This is a genomic window from Candidatus Dedyshia acidiphila, from assembly GCF_051025295.1.
Taxonomy (GTDB): Bacteria; Acidobacteriota; Terriglobia; order Terriglobales; family Acidobacteriaceae; genus KBS-83.
Genome location: NZ_JBMGJV010000003.1, coordinates 147,555 through 164,701 on the forward strand (window position 1 = coordinate 147,555; position 17,147 = coordinate 164,701).

Sequence of the window (17,147 nt, forward strand, 5' to 3'; positions counted from 1 at the left end):
CGTGGTCCGGCGTCGGATCAACCAGCCCGGGGAGGGTAGCCGGTCCTTCGGGGAGGTGATCGAGCGTTATATCGCGTCAGCCAAACTGCCAGAGCAGCACTCGACGCGGCGTGGCTACCTGTCGATGATCAACTGCCACATCCGGCCGCGGTGGGGCAAGGTGGCTCTGGAAGACGTGCATGCCGAGCCCGTGGATACCTGGCTGCTGGCTTTGCCGGTCGGGAACAAGCGCAAGGGGCACATCCTGAACGTGATGCGGCTTCTATTCGTGCATGCCAAGTACATCCGTTGGTATGTCGGCGAGAACCCGATGCGGGACTTCAAGATCGTGGGCGGGACGAAGCGCGCGAAGTCCCCGGGGACGCTAACCCGGGAAGAGTTTCACGACCTGCTGACAAAGCTGGACGAGCCGGTACGGACCATGGTCACCGCAGCGATGTGCTGGGGGCTCCGGATTAGCGAGCTGCTGGCCATCCAGTGGCAGGATCTGGACTTCCTGAGCGGCACAGTTCGGCTGAAGCGGGGCATCGTCGAGGGCCGGGTTGGCCGGCTGAAGAACATGCCGTCTGAGGCCTCATTGCCGATGCACCAGCATCTCGCCAGCGTGTTGCTCGAGTGGCGCAAGCAGACAGAGTTCACGGACCTGGAGCAGTTTGTCTTCGCGTCGCCCTGGACTGCAGGGGAGCGGCCATACAACGGCGGCAAGATCCAATCGTCGATCCTGCGGAAGGTCGGCAGGGAGATGAAGCTGCCTTACTCGCTTGGCTGGCACACGTTTCGACACACATACCGCGCCATGCTGCGTTCTGTCGGGGCGCCGATCGATGTCCAGCAGCACCTGATGCGGCACGCGGACATCCGGACGACAATGCAGACGTATGGCGGAACTCGGCTGGAGGAGTTGCGGCCAGCGAATGAGGCTTTGGTAGAGGGGCTGTTCGGGAGGAGGCAGTGAAATCGTCCTCCAATCGTCCAAGCCTTACAGCAACGCCTTTAGAATGAAAGTCTTATGGTGCGGAAGGGGGGACTTGAACCCCCATGCCTTTCGGCGCCACCCCCTCAAGATGGTGTGTCTGCCAATTTCACCACTTCCGCACGCTGGTTAAGCCGAAGTATACCTCATTGATGTCGGCAAGCCGAGCCCCAGACAGCCCACTGCCGTGCTCCAGATATGCGGCCCCGCCACCGGCCAGATCGATGTCTCGAGATCGCCGGGCGCGAAGCACGAGACCATTCAATCAGGGTGACTGTGCATGTTTGCGAAGTATGCGGCGCTCTCCAGAGCGACATCCGAGAAGTGGTGAGCAGGATCTGGATATCTCACTCCGCAGCAGGACGGTGGCCAAGGAATCCGTCCTCAATACTGAGCGAATCGATCACGCCTTCCTGCTCCAGTGCCGCTACACCAACCCCGTGAGCTTTTAACCCGCCCGCGATCGTCAATCGTTGAACCGAGCCGCCGGGCTTGATGCTCAAGGCAACAGCAGCGAGCTGTGTGAGTACGCCTTTGACCAATGAGGGTCCAGTGCCACCAAAGGTCTCAATGCCGCGCCGTACGCGCAGTTGCCCTATGGGTTGGCTGATTTGCACGCCGACGGCACCGTCACCGTGCGTAACGATACGATCGAACTCTGCACGCCGCACTGTTCCGGCATACACATTGAACCCGCGGGCCCCCGGTCCAAAGGTTTCGATCGGAGCGTCCAGCTGCAGAGATCCGATGGTCCCGAAGTTCACAAAGCCGATGGCGCTCGGACCTGTAGTCGTCACCTTTTCCTGAACGAACCACCGATCGACGGTGCCCCAATTGTCGAGAGCCATATCGTTACTACCCAGAGTGACCACCGGCGCAAAGTTTCTGACTACATCCACTCGAGCGCCGTAGAGGACAAACACCCCGCCACTGATCTGGTCGGCCGTCCCCGCCGGGATCATTCCATTCGCGTACACGGCACCTATGGTGAGTTGTTCCACCTCGACGGTGCCCGCGTTTTCTCCGCCACACACAAAAAGGCCCGTCCCAAGCACAGGGCTCCCCGGCCGACCGATAGAGATGTCCTGCAGGTTGGCCGTCAGCACAGAGTCCTTGGTCGCCTGCATGTTCCAGAGCGTGAAGGCCCCCTGCACCACACGGACACCGTAACCTTTCGGCTGCTCGGACTCTCCCCGCGAGTCCGCCTGAGCCACATGCAATCCCCGAATCTCGACATGTCCGTTGCGAGTCTGGTCCCGGCCGAGGATTTGCACGCGGCCTATTGTCTGAATATCTCGAAGTTGTAGATAGCCGCAGCTGCGGATGGACGTGTCATTCCAGACCGCGCGCTTGTTCGGCGTCACACTGATCTTGAGGAGACGCAGCTCATTGTCCGCGGTGCAGCAGATACCGTCTTGTTCTGACCGGAACGTGAGGGTAAACATTTCGCCTCCACGGCTCCGCAAGCGCTGCCCAGGCTGTAAACGCACTTCTGGCAAATCAACGAGATCACGCTCCAGGATGAGGTCCCGTACCTGTGCCTCCCCGATGGCTCGCAGCAAATCATCGTTCGTCGCGATCGATCTGGATCCATCCTGCATTGGCTGGTTCCCCCTCTTGCGTGCTCGCCATTGCCGCCGCAGAAGGATTCGCAGGAAGGGTCCTTTTGCTAGCCGGCGATAGACGAACTCTAGGGGGCCGAGACCTTGAAGTCAAGATATCGGGGGATTCGCGTGTGCTCCACCGATCAAACAGACGCCGCCATCCGTCAGACTCCGAGCGCATCCGGTGCCGACGACCTTGTGGAGGAGGGTCGCAACCGAGTGAACGCTTTGCGTTGTGAGCTACTCAAGGAAAGCGAGTTGCTTCGATCGTTCTCAAGCGTGGCTCGTCATTTGAATGCCGGGTGGCGTGTCCTTTGTGACGCGACGAAGCGGCTCTTATGAACCTTTGAAGCAGCCGGTCATTGAAGAGCTTTATTAAATCGCTCGAGAAGCTGTTACGAATGCATTCCGTCATTCAGAAGCGAAAGAAACCGAAGTCGAACTGAAGAAGAGCACTGATCAGTGGTCGTTACGTGCCGAGGTAATGGCGTAGGTGTTGAATGCTCAACCGTGGCCACCTTTTCACGAACACTGCACTAGGAGCTGCGGGGATGATGGAGCGCGCAAAACTTAGAGGGGCAAGCTTTCTCTCCGACAGCTCCTGCTCGAAGAACAGCGATGGAAGCGCCTGATTCGAATGAAAATCTGCATGTAAGCTTGCGATCGACCTAAGAATCCAGGGTAGCCGCTGGCGTCTCCAGGTGGTACCTTGACATCAAGCGGACGCGGTGAGTAGTGTCTCCGTGTTGCGTGGCGATACGGAGCGGCGCATAGCTCTGCCGCACTGCAACACGTCCGCTAGTCTCTGCGCTCTCGTTGATCAGGCTACCTGGCGCAACTGAGCTTGACTGACGCTGCGCAAGCGTCGGGTTCCCGGAGGTGCAAGTGAAAGCAGCAGTCATTCTTGCCTATGGTGGCTCTGACGTTTTCCGCTATCAGGATCATCCGGACCCGAGTCCCGGCCCTGGGCAGGTCCTGGTGCGCATCGCGGCTGCGAGCATCAATCCAGTCGATCTGCTGGAGCGTGCGGGCATGCTGAAGGAGTGGAAGCCGCTGGCATTCCCTGGCATCCTCGGCTGGGATATGGCCGGCATCGTGGTTCAGGCTGGCCCTGGCGTGGAAGGTTTCCGAACCGGGGATCGCGTGTTTGCCTGGACCTTCGGCACCTATGCGGAATTGTGCGTTGTGGACGTAAGCGTCCTCGCCAAGGTTCCGGATGCTGTGGATCTCATCGACGCGGCAACTCTCCCATTGGCGGGAACGACGGGTAGTCAACTGATCGCTGTGAGCAGCGGGCTCCAGCCGGGTCAGACGGTGTTGATCTCTGGCGCCCTCGGGTCTGTGGGTCGGGCAGCCGTATGCACCGCAAAGGATCGCGGAGCTCATGTGATTGCGGGAGTGCGCAGCGGCGACCTCGATGCGGCTAAGAAAACTGGCGCGGATCGCGCGGTGGCGCTCGACGATGAGGCTGCGTTTGCTTCGCTGGAGCAAGTGGACGTCGTTGCGAATACTGTGCGCGGAGAGACGGCGAGCCGTCTGCTGGCGAAGGTCAAGAGCGGCGGCGTCTTTGCCTCCGCGACAGGCCTTCCGGAAGAGAGTGCCGCATTCCCATCCGTGCAGGTGAAATCCTTCGTTTCAAAGCAGGATCCAGCTACTTTGGCCTTCCTTGCCAAAGCCGCAGAACTTGGGAAGCTTCAGATTCCGATCGCTGGCAAGTTGCCTCTCAGCGATGCACGAGAGGCGCACGAGAGGATGCAGCAGGGCGTGAACGGGAAGATTTTGCTTATTCCATAGTCTGCGTTGATGCATGCGCACGATGCGTAAGCTTCCGGCCGGCCTTCTTTGCTGCCTTGACATCAAGTAGTATCGTCTTCGTGCTGGTCGCTCAGCTCGTTATCGATGGCTGTTGCCGACACAGGAGGCATACACATGCAGGGTCTATCGCAGAAGGTGGCATTGGTCACCGGGGGCTCTCGTGGAATTGGAGCCGCTATCGTTCGGCGGCTTGCGGCAGAGGGGGCAGCCGTCGCTTTCAGTTACGTCGGCTCAAAGGAGATTGCCGAGAAACTAGCACTCAGCCTCGACGCTACAGGGAAGCGGGTCTCAGCGATCCAAGCTGATCAGGCCGATAGTGCGCAGGTCACGGAGCTTGTGCGGCGTACGCATCGTCAGTTCGGACGCCTGGATATTCTCGTCAACAATGCGGGGGTGTTTGTCACGGGATCGGTCGATGATCCCTCTGCCGACATCGATGCGTTCGACCGACAGTTCGCAATCAATGTAAAAGGTGTGGCGACGGCGGTGCGCGCCGCGGCGCCCCTCCTCTCGGACGGCGGACGCATCATCAATATCGGAACCGTCTTTGCTACCCGTGTTCCGGTCCCGGGAGTTGGAGACTATGCGGCAAGCAAAGCAGCGGTCGCTGCTTATACACGTGCGTGGGCGCGCGACCTGGGACCTCGCGGCATCACGGTGAATGATGTGCAGCCTGGCGCCATCGCAACCGACATGAATCCCGAGACATCCGACTTTGCGCCCTACCTCAAGCAGATTGCAGCGCTCGGTCGCTATGGACAACCGGAGGAGATCGCTTCCGCAGTAGCGTTCCTCGCAAGCTCCGACGCCAGTTACATCACTGGCACAGTCCTCAATGTCGACGGCGGTCACCTCACCTAACGCTTGATGCAAATTGGCCTCGCATCGCCACCTCTCTATCAAAGAGCACGCATGTTCAATGCCGCATGTCATCGCAGGATGATCCCTCAGAGAAGCGGCACCTTTGAGTCAAGTCATCGATGGAACATACCTCACCCAAGGCAGGGCTAGTTGAACCTCGCAGTGTTCGTGATCCTCGCCATCGCCTTCGCAATGCCTTCCCCATTTGCTGCAGCGCAAGGCTGGTTTGGTACGTGGAAACTGGACCGAGCGCACAGTCATCTTCAGGGGCCAACGATCACGATAGTGCGCGTCCCAGGTGGCTACCACTTCGAATTCGGCGCCACCAGTTTCACCATCGGGGATGACGGCAAAGACTACCCGACTGTTCCGACGCGCTCCACGAGTCTGAAGCAGACCGGCGGCCGCTCATGGTTCCGCGTGCACAAGATCAATGGCCGCGAGGTGGATCACAGCACCCTCACGATCAGCCCCGATGACAAAACACTTCTGATCCACACCACGGCTACCGACGTCGCCGGGGTGGAGCACTCCTCTGACGACAAGGAGGAACGCATCGGCGAAGGCGACGGGCTAGCGGGGACCTGGCGGAGCACAGTGGCTGGTATCAATGTCTCTGAAGAGATCACTCTCAGTGATGCTGGGCAGGGCAGAATACGGTGGGACCTACCCAGGGAAGAGCAGTTCTACATCGCTCTGCCGAATGGGGTGGCCGTGCCGCTCCAGGGGCGACACTCTGTTCCTGGTGTCACGGTTAGCGTGTGGAAACAGTCTGCGACCGCAATGCATTGGACTGTTTTTGTGGATGGTCGCGCCTACACGAATGGCGAAGACGTACTATCCGCGGACCGCAAGACACTGAGCGAGACGACCTGGCCGGCTGCCAACACCCAGGAAAAGCAAAGAGCGGTGTACCGGCGGGAACGGAGTTTCTAGACCCGCCGGCTAGCTTGTGAGTTTCCGGGCATTTTCACCTTCCGCTGTCACTTGTGAGACAGATCCCACTCGTTCTCGCCTTCCGGATGGTATCTTGATGCAAAGATATTGCGCCATCGGCTCGCGAGGGGTGGATCGATCATGTTTCCGCGCAGACACAAGGCGCCCAGAGCGAACGAGCCGCGTCTCTGCAAGTCCCTGGCAGCAATCCTCATAAACTGGCCAAAGTCAGTCGTACACAGCTTCGGTGTCGCACTCAGGCTTCGCAGGTTGGGGACACTTTTCGCTCTGGTTGTGATCGGCTGCGTCCTGTTCTTCTGCACATTCAACGTGAGTGCGTCGCAGGGCTTGCATCTGGACGAGTTGGACCGCCGGAGCTGGACGGCTGCGGATGGTGCGCCACTCCACCTGTACAAGCTCGTCGAGGATCGCGATGGATTTTTGTGGATGGTGTCGGTCTACGGCCTGTACAAGTTCGATGGATTCCGTTTCTCTGAAGTACGTCTGCCGTCCGATCTGGATCCGACTGGAATTGGCAGTCTGAAGTTAACTGCTGACGGTACGATCTGGACCGCATCCAATCTTGGAACTTTCCTCAGCATCGAGCACGGCAGGGTCACCTCACACCTGAAAGATGAAGGAATACCCTCCGTAGCCAGTTTCGGTGGAATTTCGGAATTTCCTGCGGGCAGCATTTGGGTCGTCTGCAATCACCGCTTGCTGCAGTTCCGATCAGGCAAGTGGTATGACGAGACGCGCACGAGCGGTTTACCGGGAGAGCCCGTCACCACCTTCTCCGACCTTTCTGGTATGCAGTGGGTGGTGACCAGCAGAGCGGTCGTGTCTCGAAGTCCGGGAGAGTCGCGGTTCCACGCCACAAACCTGTCATGGTCAGCAAATCTCAAGATGCCACAAGCGATCGCAGAGAACGCAAAGGGTGATCTGTGGATTGATTCGGTCTCGCCTGGCGAGGCAAAGTCGATCGTGCGCCAGATCAAGGCTGGCAATGCAATTGTGCCGCATGGGAATTCGTTCTCATTCCCGTATATCGTCTACGACATCAATTTCGACCACTCCGGAGCACTATGGATTGCTGGATCGGGTGTCACACGTATTACAAATCCCGGCGGGCAGGGTTCCGCGAAACCTGTTCTTGAGCATCTCGGCGGCTCACAAGCCGGAATATCGGTTGAGGCGCATGGGATAGCCATCGACACGGATGGTGACGTCTGGATCACCTCGAAAGCGGGAATCGAACGTTTCCGGACACCTGTTCTTGTTGGTAGCACGGAGGCCATGGATGCTGCGAGCTACCCGGATGTCGCGCAAGGGAGTAACGGCGACGTCTTCCTCGGAGTACGCAATCGGCCGATCCTGAAAGGACATGGTGGGAAACTTACGCCAGTTGGGAAAGTGATCAAAAATGGCGTCTTTTGTCTCTTCGTGGATCGATCGGGAACGCTATGGTTCCACGATCGCCAGTCTCTCTGGCGTGAAACGAAGGATGACCTGACCAGGGTAGCTATTCCGCAAGGACTCGATTTGTATCACCTGCGGAAGATCTTGCAGTCGCCAGAAGGGCTCCCCCTCTTCATTTTCCGAGAGCAAGGAACGTGGACATTCACGGACGGAAAATGGAATAGAGTGCAGTCGCTCGAGCGGAGCGGGGCTCCTATCGCAACAGCTATCGTCGATCACAAAGGAGACCTCTGGGCTGGCTATACATCCGGAGCGGTTGTAGAGTTCACGAGCCGCGGACCGCGCAGCTATCTGTCGCCCGCTTCTCAGGATCTCGGTTACATCTACGGCATCTTCGACACCACTTGCGGGACGTTGGTGACCGACAAGAACTCGATCGCGATCGCGCGGGATGGTCGACTGAGGCGGTTACACTTTGCGGATGACTTACCGGTCCGGGGCATTTCCGGCATCGTGCAGTCAGCCGACGGAGCCTACTGGCTCAACGGATCCGATGGCGTCGTCAGAATTTCTGCTCAGGAGTTCATCACCGGAGCAAAAGATCCGAAAAAGTCGCGAATCCATGGCAGCCTCTTCAGGGAGACGCATGTGCGCGGGCCTGCTCCCGTGACATTTGACATGCCGACTGCAGCCCGCGATGCCACTGGGCGGCTCTGGTTCAACACATCAGACACCATCGCCTCGGTCGACCCGGCCGCATTGAAAGCCGAGAAAGAACCTCCGATTTTGAGTGTGTCGGCCGTGGTAGCGGACGGTCAGAAGCTCCAGCTGGACCAATCGATTCCAGCAGGAACCAACACCGTCCGTATCCAGTACTTCGGCAGCAATCTGACGGCGCCAGAGAAGGTGAGGTACCGCTACAGGCTGACCGGGGTCGACCGGGATTGGCAAGATGTGGCGGACCGAACCGAAGCGGTCTACACCCAGTTGCGGCCGGGCCGACACAAGTTCGAGGTCTTGGCGACGAGTGACGAGGGTATCTGGACAGCACCTGTTACAGAAACCATTCTCGTCTTGCCCCTGTTCTATCAAACGAACTGGTTCCGCATACTCGTTGCGCTCTTGTGTTGCGTCGTGGTCGCTTGTCTCTATCACCTTCGCATCCGGCATATCAAGATGAGACTGCGTCAGCTTGCGGAAGAGCGGGCAGACGAACGCGTGAGCATCGCACGGGATCTGCACGACACGCTGCTCCAGGGTGTGCAAGGCCTCATGCTCAGCTTTCACGTTGCCGTGCAGGAGGTACGCACCGAGGGAACCGCGCGGCAGATGCTCGAGCAGGCATTGGACAAGGCGGAACGGATCATTATCGAGGGCAGAGATCGCGTCAGCAAACTTCGCTCCGATAACCTCAGAGAGGTCAGTCTTCCGGATGCACTGCAAGCGCTGGGGTCGGAACTGAACGAGCCACCGACTGCCGCTTTTCACCTGACTGTGGTTGAGCGGGAGCGGCAAATCTACCCGCCCGTCAAAGAGGAGTTCTTTTGCATCGCGCGTGAAGCGATTACAAATTCTTTTCGCCATTCGCGAGCACGGGAGATTGTGATTGAACTCGCGTACGAGACGCGAAGGCTCACGATGACCTGCCGGGACGACGGATGTGGATTTGACCCGTGCGGCATCCGGGAGCTGCCCCGCAGCGATCACTACGGCGTGGTCGGCATGCAGGAGAGGGCAAAGAAAATCGGTGCGTCTTTCGAGTGCGACAGTTCTCCCGGCCATGGTACGAAGGTCGTGATCTCTGTCCCTGGCCGGTTGGCGTATCTGCGGGTGCGGTCACGGTTTCCATGGCTTCTCGTCGTCTCAAAAGAGGTCTAGCACTCGCGCCTGTTCAAGAACGGGTGCAGAGGCTGCTCCAACCGCTGCTAGGCCACAGAACTCATTGCTGCTTCGCGCGCAGGCGCGTCGAGCCCCCCAAAAGTAGGGCGTCTTTCCCTAGGAACCGTGAAACCATGGTCCTGCTGGTCGCTAACGGGCGATTGGTCATGGTCATGATCCAGGCGAAAAAAATCCGGATTGCTGTCGTCGATGATCACCCGGTGCTTCGCGAAGGGCTTGTCTCGATGATCAACAGCCAGAGCGATCTGTTGATTGTCGGCGAGGCTGCAACCGGCCAGGCCGGCATCACGCTCTACGTGCAGCACCATCCAGATATTCTGCTCCTGGATCTCAAACTGCCGGATCTGAGCGGTATTGACGTGGTCACGGCCGTTCGCGAGTCTGACCCTGACGCGAAAATCATTATCCTCACAACCTATCTCGCAGACGCACAGGTACTGCGAGCCCTCAAAGCTGGCGTTCGCGGATATCTGCTGAAGGCGACTCTGCGGCGAGATCTCCTGAGTACCGTACGAGCCGTTTACAACGGCCAGCGCCGTCTCCCTCCGGAAGTCGCTTCGGAGCTTGCGACCCACGCCATGGATGATGCGCTCACTCCCAGGGAGATAGAGATCTTGCGACACGCACTTGCAGGCTGCTCAAACAGGATCATCGGCGAACGCCTCTCCATCAGCGAAGACACCGTCAAGGGGCACATGCGCAACATCTTCTCGAAGCTCGATGCCAACGATCGGACTCATGCGGTCACCATCGCGTTGAAGCGCGGGATCATCGAGCTGTAGAAGAGTGACACCGCAACAGCACTCTCCGGCTGCTTCTGCCCCCTCCGAATAGGGGGCCTTCTTTCGCTCCGAAGGTGAGTTGGGATCGTGCTGCGGACTGAGTAGCCTCACAGCAGTAACAGCCCGCTGAAGCTTTCATTGGTTTCTCGCGGCATGCAGTTCAGTCCGGCGCTTGATGAGTCCAGGAGCGGTGATGATGCACCCAATCGAACAGATCAGTGACGGCGAAGCTACTCATGTGTACGCCAAACGCGGCAGAGTGCGCGTTGCCAGAGGGAAGAATGATAGGCACGCCTATCTGGACCATCGCTCAGACCTTGTCGCCTATCCGTGTCTCGAATCTCACCAGATTGCAGATGCAGCAGAATTCGGCGATGCCTGTTCCTTCCGCAAAGGAGAGCACCTGGTGCGAACGGGCGAAAATCCGTTCAACTGCTTCGTTCTCCTCTCGGGCAGTGCGTGCGTGCTTGATTTCACGGCTGGCACGCGCCGCGTCTTCACACGCTATGGTGCTGGATATTTCACAGGAGACGTCCACTTATTCACCGGCAGAAGGGCGCTCATCACCATTGAGGCGGAGACGGACATCGAAGCAATCCGGCTGACCCCGCAGAAGCTTCGGGAAATCTTCACCAGCAGGCCGTTATTAGGCGAAATCCTGTGGAAGGCCTTCCAGCGTCGTCGTGAGCTCCTGTCCTCCTCTCATTTTCGCGGCCTGACTGTGTTCGGTGCCCGCGAGGACAGTGTCACGCATGAGCTTGTCGAGATGCTTTCACGGAACATGGTGCCTCACGAGTGGCTCGATGTGTCTATGCCAGAGAACGAAGCGCGCCTCGTGGCGTGTGGATTGAGGAAGGGACATTGTCCGGCAGTAGTGCATGGCAGTGAGGTTCTGTTCGAGCGGCCGACTCGTGTGCAGGTCTCTGAGTACCTCGGACTCCGGCGCAAGGTCTCTGGCAGACACTACGACGTCGCTATCTTGGGCGCCGGACCATCTGGACTGGGAGCAGCTGTGAATGCGGCTGCGGAGGGACTATCGACGCTGGTGCTGGATACGGTCGGGCCCGGCGGCCAGGCAGGAGCAAGCTCCCAGATCGAAAACTATGCCGGCTTCCCGGCGGGCGTGAGCGGTAGGGAACTCGCGAATCTCACCTACATGCAGGCCCTCAAATTCGGTGCGGAGTTTGTGTCTGCCGCCACGGTGCAGGCACTTGAACGCCGGCCGGACGGCACTTATGCAGTGAAGACTCGGGAGGGAGATTCAGTGTCGGCTGGCGCGGTGATCCTCGCGTTCGGAGTGTCGTATCGCTTGCTTGCCGTGGAAGGCGTCAGCTCTCACTATGGTGCTGGCGTCTACTACAGCGCGACGATGATTGAGGCCTTACGCTGCAAGGGCGGCCATGTCCACATCGTGGGTGCGGGCAACTCAGCCGGACAGGCGGCCATGTTTCTCTCGCAGCATGTATCGCGCGTCACCTTGATCGTCCGGTCTTCAGACCTGCGCAACAGCATGTCGGACTACCTGGTTCGGCGGCTGCTTGCCAATACGAAAGTAGACGTTCTGTACAGGACACAGGTGACCTCAGTGGAGGCGGATAGCTATCTCAGAGCCGTGTCGGTGACGCATGCCGATGGTTCGCAGTCGCGCTTCGCGTCATCGGGACTCTTTGTGTTCACCGGAGCAGAGCCCCGCACTGCTTCTCTTTCCCCCCAGCTTGCGACCGACGCAAAGGGATTCGTCCTGAGCGGAGCCGCCGTCTCGAAGCTGCCCGGCTGGAGAGAGACACGCTGCCCACTCCCACTGGAAACGTCATTGCCCGGCGTCTTCGCTGCTGGCGACTGCAGGAGCGGCAGCGCGAAGCGTGTTTCTTCGGCCATCGCGGATGGTGCACTGGCCGTCGCCAGCATTCACGAGCATCTTGCTCGATCTCGTCAGCCGGGCTCATGGTTGCCGCCGATGGCGGGATAATCGCGTCGGGCCGTCGACTGCGTCCATGCGCTGCATATCTGCGGATCGATGAGAAATGGTGCGGAGGTGGGGTGCATGTGGTGCGATCCACGTGGCTGAATGCAAGCAACTCGCGTCGCCGATTGCGGCCCAGTCATCGCCGCGGCCGCAAGATGACGAATCTCAATTTGCGACAGAATGCATTAGCGCTCCATCCGTTCAGTAGCTTCGTTGAAGCAGGGGAATGATCTGCCTCGAGCCTTTGTTCGAGTCAGTGGCCGCTACAGACCGACGCTCATACAAGCAGAAGAATTTTGCCGTTCACGCCCTTCTGCAGTTCGATCTGCCCCTGGGCAGCCTCTCTCAGTGCCAGCTTGCGCACGATCGGAATGATGAGTTTTCCTGACTTCACCGCCAATGCCATAGTGACAATGGTTTTCGCATCCGACTTCGCATACACCTCGACCTTGCGGACGTTCGGGCGCGTCGCGGCATTCGCTGGCTGTCCGAGAACAGACGCAAAGACGCCGCCATCCTTCACCACTCCCAGCAGGCTCTCCGCAGTCTTGTGCCCAACCGTATCGGCTACGGCATCCACCGGTTTCAACTTGGCCATCGCGCTCTCATCATCCAGCGCGAGGACTTCATTCGCGCCGAAATTGGTCGGATCGCCCAGGTGACGCTTCAGCACTCCGGCGATGACATGCGCGCCCCGCTGCTTCGCGGCATATACAGCGCTGCGTCCCACGTTTCCCGCCGCTCCGGAGACAAGCACCCGCTGTCCAGAGGATGCGCCCGTACCGAGAGAGATCAGCTGTTCCCCCGTCGTCGTCACCAGCGGCAGGGCAGCGATCTCCTGCAGGTCCATGCCATCGGGAACTTTGGCGAGGTCCGAAGCCTTCACCACGCAGAGCTCTGCATACGTTCTGTTCGTCATGGCGAACACCTTCTCGCCCGCGTTGAACCCGTTGACGCCGTCGCCCACCTTCTCCACGACGCCCGCTACATCGATGCCGAGAATGGCCGGGAACTCAAGCGAAATCATCGACTGCACCTGGCCGGAGCGGATCATCACGTCGAATGGATTGATGCTGACCGCGGCCACGCGCACCAGCACCTCGCCCGGTCCGGGAACGGGATCGGCAAAGTCGCTGTAACTAAGCTCTTCGGGGCCACCATACTTGTGCAAGAGAACTGCTTTCATAACTCGCTCCTCGCTCGACCCGCATCTCTTTCCATGCGCCAGGCCATGGCTTATATCCTCAGCCCAAAGCACCAGCCCAAGATAGGCGCAGGAAGCCTTGACGTCAAGGCTAAGGCGTTAGATCATCAGTGGACTGGATAGAGCAACGAAAGGGTGCATAGCGATGAACAAGGATCAGAAGGGGATCAATCCCGCCGTCAAACCGAGCGGCGATGGTTGCGTGGAATGTCTGCAGACAGAAGGCTGGTGGTTGCACCTGCGCCGCTGTGCGGAGTGTGGCCATGTTGGCTGCTGCGATTCTTCGCCAAGCCAGCACGCGTCGAAACATGCCAAGGCCGAAGGACATCCTATCGCCGCAAGCTTTGAGCCGGGCGAGGACTGGTTTTACGACTACGAGCGGAAACACATGATGGCAGGTGTTGAATTGGCTCCGCCTCATGCCCATCCCACGCACCAGCCTGCACCCGGGCCTGCCGGCAAGGTTCCGCGCGACTGGCAGTCTCTGCTCAACTAACCCGGTTCACTTCGGCCAGCTGCGAGATTGGACGGGCCTTTCAACCGGCCGGCGCGTCGCTCACCAGGCTGTCTTGGAGATCCACAATGGGTAAAGGACGCATGGAGGCCTTCAGCGATGGAGTGATCGCGATCATCATCACGATCATGGTGCTGGAGTTCAAACCGCCACATCAGACAAGCGCAGCCGCGTTAAGGCCGGTGCTTCCTGTCTTTCTGAGCTACGTCTTGAGTTTCGTGTACGTCGGCATCTACTGGAACAATCATCACCATCTGCTGCAGGCTGCGCGGCATGTCAGCGGCGGCATTCTTTGGGCGAACCTGCACCTTCTGTTCTGGCTTTCTTTGACCCCCTTCGCAACTGCCTGGATGGGCGAGCCTCCGTTGTCGCCGTGGCCGGTTGCGCTATACGGAGTCTTGCTGCTCTTCGCGGCGTTCGCGTATTTCATCCTCACGAAAAAGCTCGTGCAGCAGCATGGCCACGACTCGATGCTGGCCAACTCCGTCGGTCGCGATTGGAAGGGCAAAGTCTCTCTCGCGGTGTACCTGGTCTCGATCGCGCTGGCGTTCTGGCGTCCGGCCTTTGCGTGCGGTGGGTACGTACTGGTTGCGCTGATGTGGCTTCTGCCTGACCGCCGCATTGAGAACGCCATTGCGAAAGACGCATCGCTTGTCCACACAGCTGAGTGACAGGGCGGAAGCAAGGAGGCCGAAGTGGAATCGTTCCAGGCGGGAGACCTGATTGAAGTCTCCTTCGAGGAGACTCCAGGTGAAACGATGCTGGCGACAGTCCTTCGCACTTTGTCCGACGAAGAGGAAGGGCTCAGCCCGGAGATCGAGGACTACGTCGCAGGATGGATCGAGGTGAGCGTAGCCGGCAGTGACGCTGTGCGCAGCATCACACTGGGCACCGATCTGCGGTATTCGCTGGACGGGCGTCACGTCACCCTCCGCAAACGCTGATACTCAATCCGCGTTTTTAGCTTTCGAAAGCTGCGAGCGCACGCCGCGGTCATCCTCTAAATCACCTCTCCAAGCACCAGGGCTACCATCTTCCTGTCGTCCTCCCACGCGCGTCGAGCTCTGAAGTCCGAGTCGCGAAAAAGCGCGCTGCTGCGTTGACGTCATGGTCTCCCTTGCACAGCGAATGTAGCCGAAACATCGGCCAACTGGCTGAGGCTCAGCGACGACAGGCCATTCCACACCAGCTGCACTCCAGTCGGTCAAGTTATCAGGAGCAAATAGCTGGACACTCTGATCATTGGCGATCAAGCCGCCAGTCAAGCGGGCTCGCCCTGCGGCATCTCGACGCTTCCGGCTTCGGTGTGCGCCATCATGCTCTGGTCCAAGGAGGAGAGGTGGCGATGTACGTCACCGATCACCACTGAGCCTTCCCCCACAGCAGAGGCAACGCGTATGACCGATTGGGAGCGCACGTCCCCGACGGCATAGATTCCGTGAACATTCGTTGCGTAGGGCGAGCCGTCGAACGAGCTTGCGCCCGCCAGATGGCGGCCTGCAGTATCAGGTTGGTGATATCTCGCTCGGATCGCATCAACCGCTGCAACGCGGCACGCCTCACATGAAGAACGACAGAATCGACGGATGCAAAGCCATCGGCCAACGTGCGACGTGAACTGATCAGGTGCAGCTCGCCCGTGAATTCACCGGGCCCTAGAGTCGCGATCTGTCTGGGCTTCCGGCTGTTGTCGAGCGCGAACACATCGATCGCACCTTGCAGGATGACGTACCAGTCGGCGTTTTGTCCGCCACTCGTGAGCACTTGCGTGCCTGCGGGAATCGACCGTTCGGTTCCATAGCCGCGGACGCGCGCGATCATCTCATCCGTGAGGATCGGATAGGCGAAGGCCGGACGGTTCCCCGTGAGGCCTGTGGGACACCTTCCGTCTCGACGTCGTGGCTCTCCTGTAGTCCCCAGATCCTGTAGCGCCGCACTGTCCTACGAACCGATGCTGAGACTGCACACTCTCCACTTGGACACGCCGGAGGGTCAATCAGAGAGTCCTGTGTGCCAGGGCAGCTGTTCCGGGCAGCGGCAGGCTTTCTGCTCATGCAGCGGTGTGTGCGAGTCTAAGTCCCGACCGGTTTCTTACTTCGGCGGGTTCGTTGGCGAAAAACTGTAGCGTGCAATCTTCCACGAACCGTTCTGGTCTCTCCGAAAGATGAAGAGCTCCTGGTTGCCCTCGGCACTCTTCGCGCCGGTAGCGTGCGTGGTCGTCGTTCCTGCTGAATTGGTGCGCACAAAGATCCAGTCAGGCGCCATCTGGACAAGCTCAACGATCTCAAACTTCACATGCAAGGTGATCGCCTGGAACACGGCATCGTAGGCTGCCTTGACCGCTGCCAATCCCACAGCGGACTGGCTGTAAGGCGGCATGAACACACCATCGTCCGCATACAGCGGCATCACCGCGCTTGTGTCAGATGCATTCAGGGCCGCGTTATACCGAGCAAGCACTGAGGTGACTGCTTCCTGGGGAGTCATACGTCTCCTTCGACCTCTGATGTCTTATATATGTACTCACAAACGGGCGAACCGCAAGGAATCTCTGCGGGGCAGCGCCGTCAGCCCGAGCACCCTCTGAGGCTATGGCTGAGGTACCTTGAAGTCAAGAAATACCCGCTGGATCTTGGTCCTGCCGTGGCGGACGGAAGCAAGCGGCCCTGGCAAGGGCAACGGAAGAGAGCTGGATTCTGCCGACGACAACTATGCTGGAACGCGTCAGAGTTAGGGCTGCGACTCTTCGCTCGCAGTGCCAAGGCGCCGCAGCAGATCGACGAGCTGGCCCCGCTCTTCACGCGAGAGACCGTGGACAGCTTTTTCCATGTCGATGCGATGCTGCGCGTAGCCCTTTTCAATCAAGCGGCGACCCTTGGCCGTTAGCTCGACCACGCGGATCCGCCGATCCTGCGCATGGTTCTTCCTCAACACCAGCCACTTGCTTTCCAGCCGATCGATCGCCGTCGTGATGGAACCCGTCGTCAGATCCACCTTATGCCCGATCACATTCACTGGGAGCGGCCCCTTGTGAAGCAGCGCTTCCAGAACTCGAAAATCTGAATCGCATAGATTGATGCGCCGCTTGCTTGCATCTGCCCGCGCCAGAAGCGCGCGATACGTCTTCCAGAGAACCAGGAAGACGTGGGTCCCGTCTGACTTCGCCTCGTGAGA

The 17,147-nt window shown here is 59.2% G+C and carries 14 protein-coding genes, 1 tRNA gene and 2 pseudogenes; 10 read left to right on the forward strand and 7 right to left on the reverse strand.

Going from position 1 to position 17,147, the window contains the following annotated elements; genetic code table 11:
- The first annotated feature begins 55 nt into the window (after nt 1-55).
- Nucleotides 56-955, forward strand: a complete 900-nt coding sequence (locus AC5IJH_RS02540) for a tyrosine-type recombinase/integrase (protein ID WP_491901221.1) — start codon at nt 56-58, stop codon at nt 953-955.
- Nucleotides 956-1,010: 55 nt separating this feature from the next.
- On the opposite strand, the gene AC5IJH_RS02545 is transcribed toward AC5IJH_RS02540, so the two are convergent.
- Together AC5IJH_RS02545 and AC5IJH_RS02550 are read right to left on the reverse strand one after the other, a co-directional pair.
- Nucleotides 1,011-1,095: transfer RNA gene (locus tag AC5IJH_RS02545), tRNA-Leu, on the reverse strand.
- Nucleotides 1,096-1,320: 225 nt separating this feature from the next.
- Nucleotides 1,321-2,574, reverse strand: a complete 1,254-nt coding sequence (locus AC5IJH_RS02550) for a hypothetical protein (RefSeq protein WP_491901222.1) — start codon at nt 2,572-2,574, stop codon at nt 1,321-1,323.
- A gap of 888 nt (nt 2,575-3,462) precedes the next feature.
- On the opposite strand from AC5IJH_RS02550, the gene AC5IJH_RS02555 reads away from it, so the two are divergent.
- From AC5IJH_RS02555 to AC5IJH_RS02580, 6 genes are all read left to right on the forward strand, one after another.
- On the forward strand, nt 3,463-4,371 hold the full coding sequence (locus AC5IJH_RS02555; protein ID WP_491901223.1) for an NADP-dependent oxidoreductase: 909 nt from the start codon (nt 3,463-3,465) through the stop codon (nt 4,369-4,371).
- Between the two features lie 135 nt (nt 4,372-4,506).
- On the forward strand, nt 4,507-5,253 hold the full coding sequence (locus AC5IJH_RS02560; RefSeq protein WP_491901224.1) for an SDR family NAD(P)-dependent oxidoreductase: 747 nt from the start codon (nt 4,507-4,509) through the stop codon (nt 5,251-5,253).
- A 285-nt stretch (nt 5,254-5,538) separates the two neighbouring features.
- The gene (locus AC5IJH_RS02565) at nt 5,539-6,189 is read left to right on the forward strand and encodes a hypothetical protein (protein ID WP_491901225.1); all 651 of its coding nucleotides are present in this window, start codon (nt 5,539-5,541) and stop codon (nt 6,187-6,189) included.
- A 294-nt stretch (nt 6,190-6,483) separates the two neighbouring features.
- A complete protein-coding gene (locus AC5IJH_RS02570) occupies nt 6,484-9,486 on the forward strand; it encodes a sensor histidine kinase (RefSeq protein WP_491901226.1) in 3,003 nt (1,000 codons plus the stop codon).
- Between the two features lie 134 nt (nt 9,487-9,620).
- A complete protein-coding gene (locus tag AC5IJH_RS02575; RefSeq protein ID WP_491901227.1) occupies nt 9,621-10,289 on the forward strand; it encodes a response regulator in 669 nt (222 codons plus the stop codon).
- A gap of 196 nt (nt 10,290-10,485) precedes the next feature.
- On the forward strand, nt 10,486-12,258 hold the full coding sequence (locus AC5IJH_RS02580; protein ID WP_491901239.1) for an FAD-dependent oxidoreductase: 1,773 nt from the start codon (nt 10,486-10,488) through the stop codon (nt 12,256-12,258).
- A gap of 274 nt (nt 12,259-12,532) precedes the next feature.
- Here AC5IJH_RS02580 and AC5IJH_RS02585 read toward each other — a convergent pair whose 3' ends face one another.
- Entirely contained in the window at nt 12,533-13,441 is a 909-nt protein-coding gene (locus tag AC5IJH_RS02585) for an NADP-dependent oxidoreductase (protein WP_491901228.1), read from the reverse strand.
- A gap of 163 nt (nt 13,442-13,604) precedes the next feature.
- On the opposite strand from AC5IJH_RS02585, the gene AC5IJH_RS02590 reads away from it, so the two are divergent.
- From AC5IJH_RS02590 to AC5IJH_RS02600, 3 genes are all read left to right on the forward strand, one after another.
- The gene (locus tag AC5IJH_RS02590) at nt 13,605-13,955 is read left to right on the forward strand and encodes a UBP-type zinc finger domain-containing protein (RefSeq protein ID WP_491901229.1); all 351 of its coding nucleotides are present in this window, start codon (nt 13,605-13,607) and stop codon (nt 13,953-13,955) included.
- Between the two features lie 86 nt (nt 13,956-14,041).
- Nucleotides 14,042-14,644 (forward strand): TMEM175 family protein, encoded by a 603-nt coding sequence (locus tag AC5IJH_RS02595; RefSeq protein WP_491901230.1) that lies wholly within the window; start codon nt 14,042-14,044, stop codon nt 14,642-14,644.
- Nucleotides 14,645-14,668: 24 nt separating this feature from the next.
- The gene (locus AC5IJH_RS02600; protein WP_491901231.1) at nt 14,669-14,917 is read left to right on the forward strand and encodes a hypothetical protein; all 249 of its coding nucleotides are present in this window, start codon (nt 14,669-14,671) and stop codon (nt 14,915-14,917) included.
- Between the two features lie 317 nt (nt 14,918-15,234).
- On the opposite strand, the pseudogene AC5IJH_RS02605 reads toward AC5IJH_RS02600, so the two are convergent.
- From AC5IJH_RS02605 to AC5IJH_RS02620, 4 genes and pseudogenes are all read right to left on the reverse strand, one after another.
- Nucleotides 15,235-15,435 (reverse strand): annotated as a pseudogene (locus AC5IJH_RS02605) (hypothetical protein); the annotation flags it as partial.
- Nucleotides 15,436-15,512: 77 nt separating this feature from the next.
- A pseudogene (locus AC5IJH_RS02610) lies at nt 15,513-15,794 on the reverse strand (cyclic nucleotide-binding domain-containing protein); the annotation flags it as partial.
- Nucleotides 15,795-16,064: 270 nt separating this feature from the next.
- Nucleotides 16,065-16,460: a YybH family protein gene (locus tag AC5IJH_RS02615; RefSeq protein ID WP_491901232.1), complete on the reverse strand. Its 396-nt coding sequence runs from the start codon at nt 16,458-16,460 to the stop codon at nt 16,065-16,067.
- A 243-nt stretch (nt 16,461-16,703) separates the two neighbouring features.
- Nucleotides 16,704-17,147 (reverse strand): MarR family winged helix-turn-helix transcriptional regulator (locus tag AC5IJH_RS02620; RefSeq protein WP_491901233.1); only part of this gene is annotated, 444 nt, incomplete at its 5' end.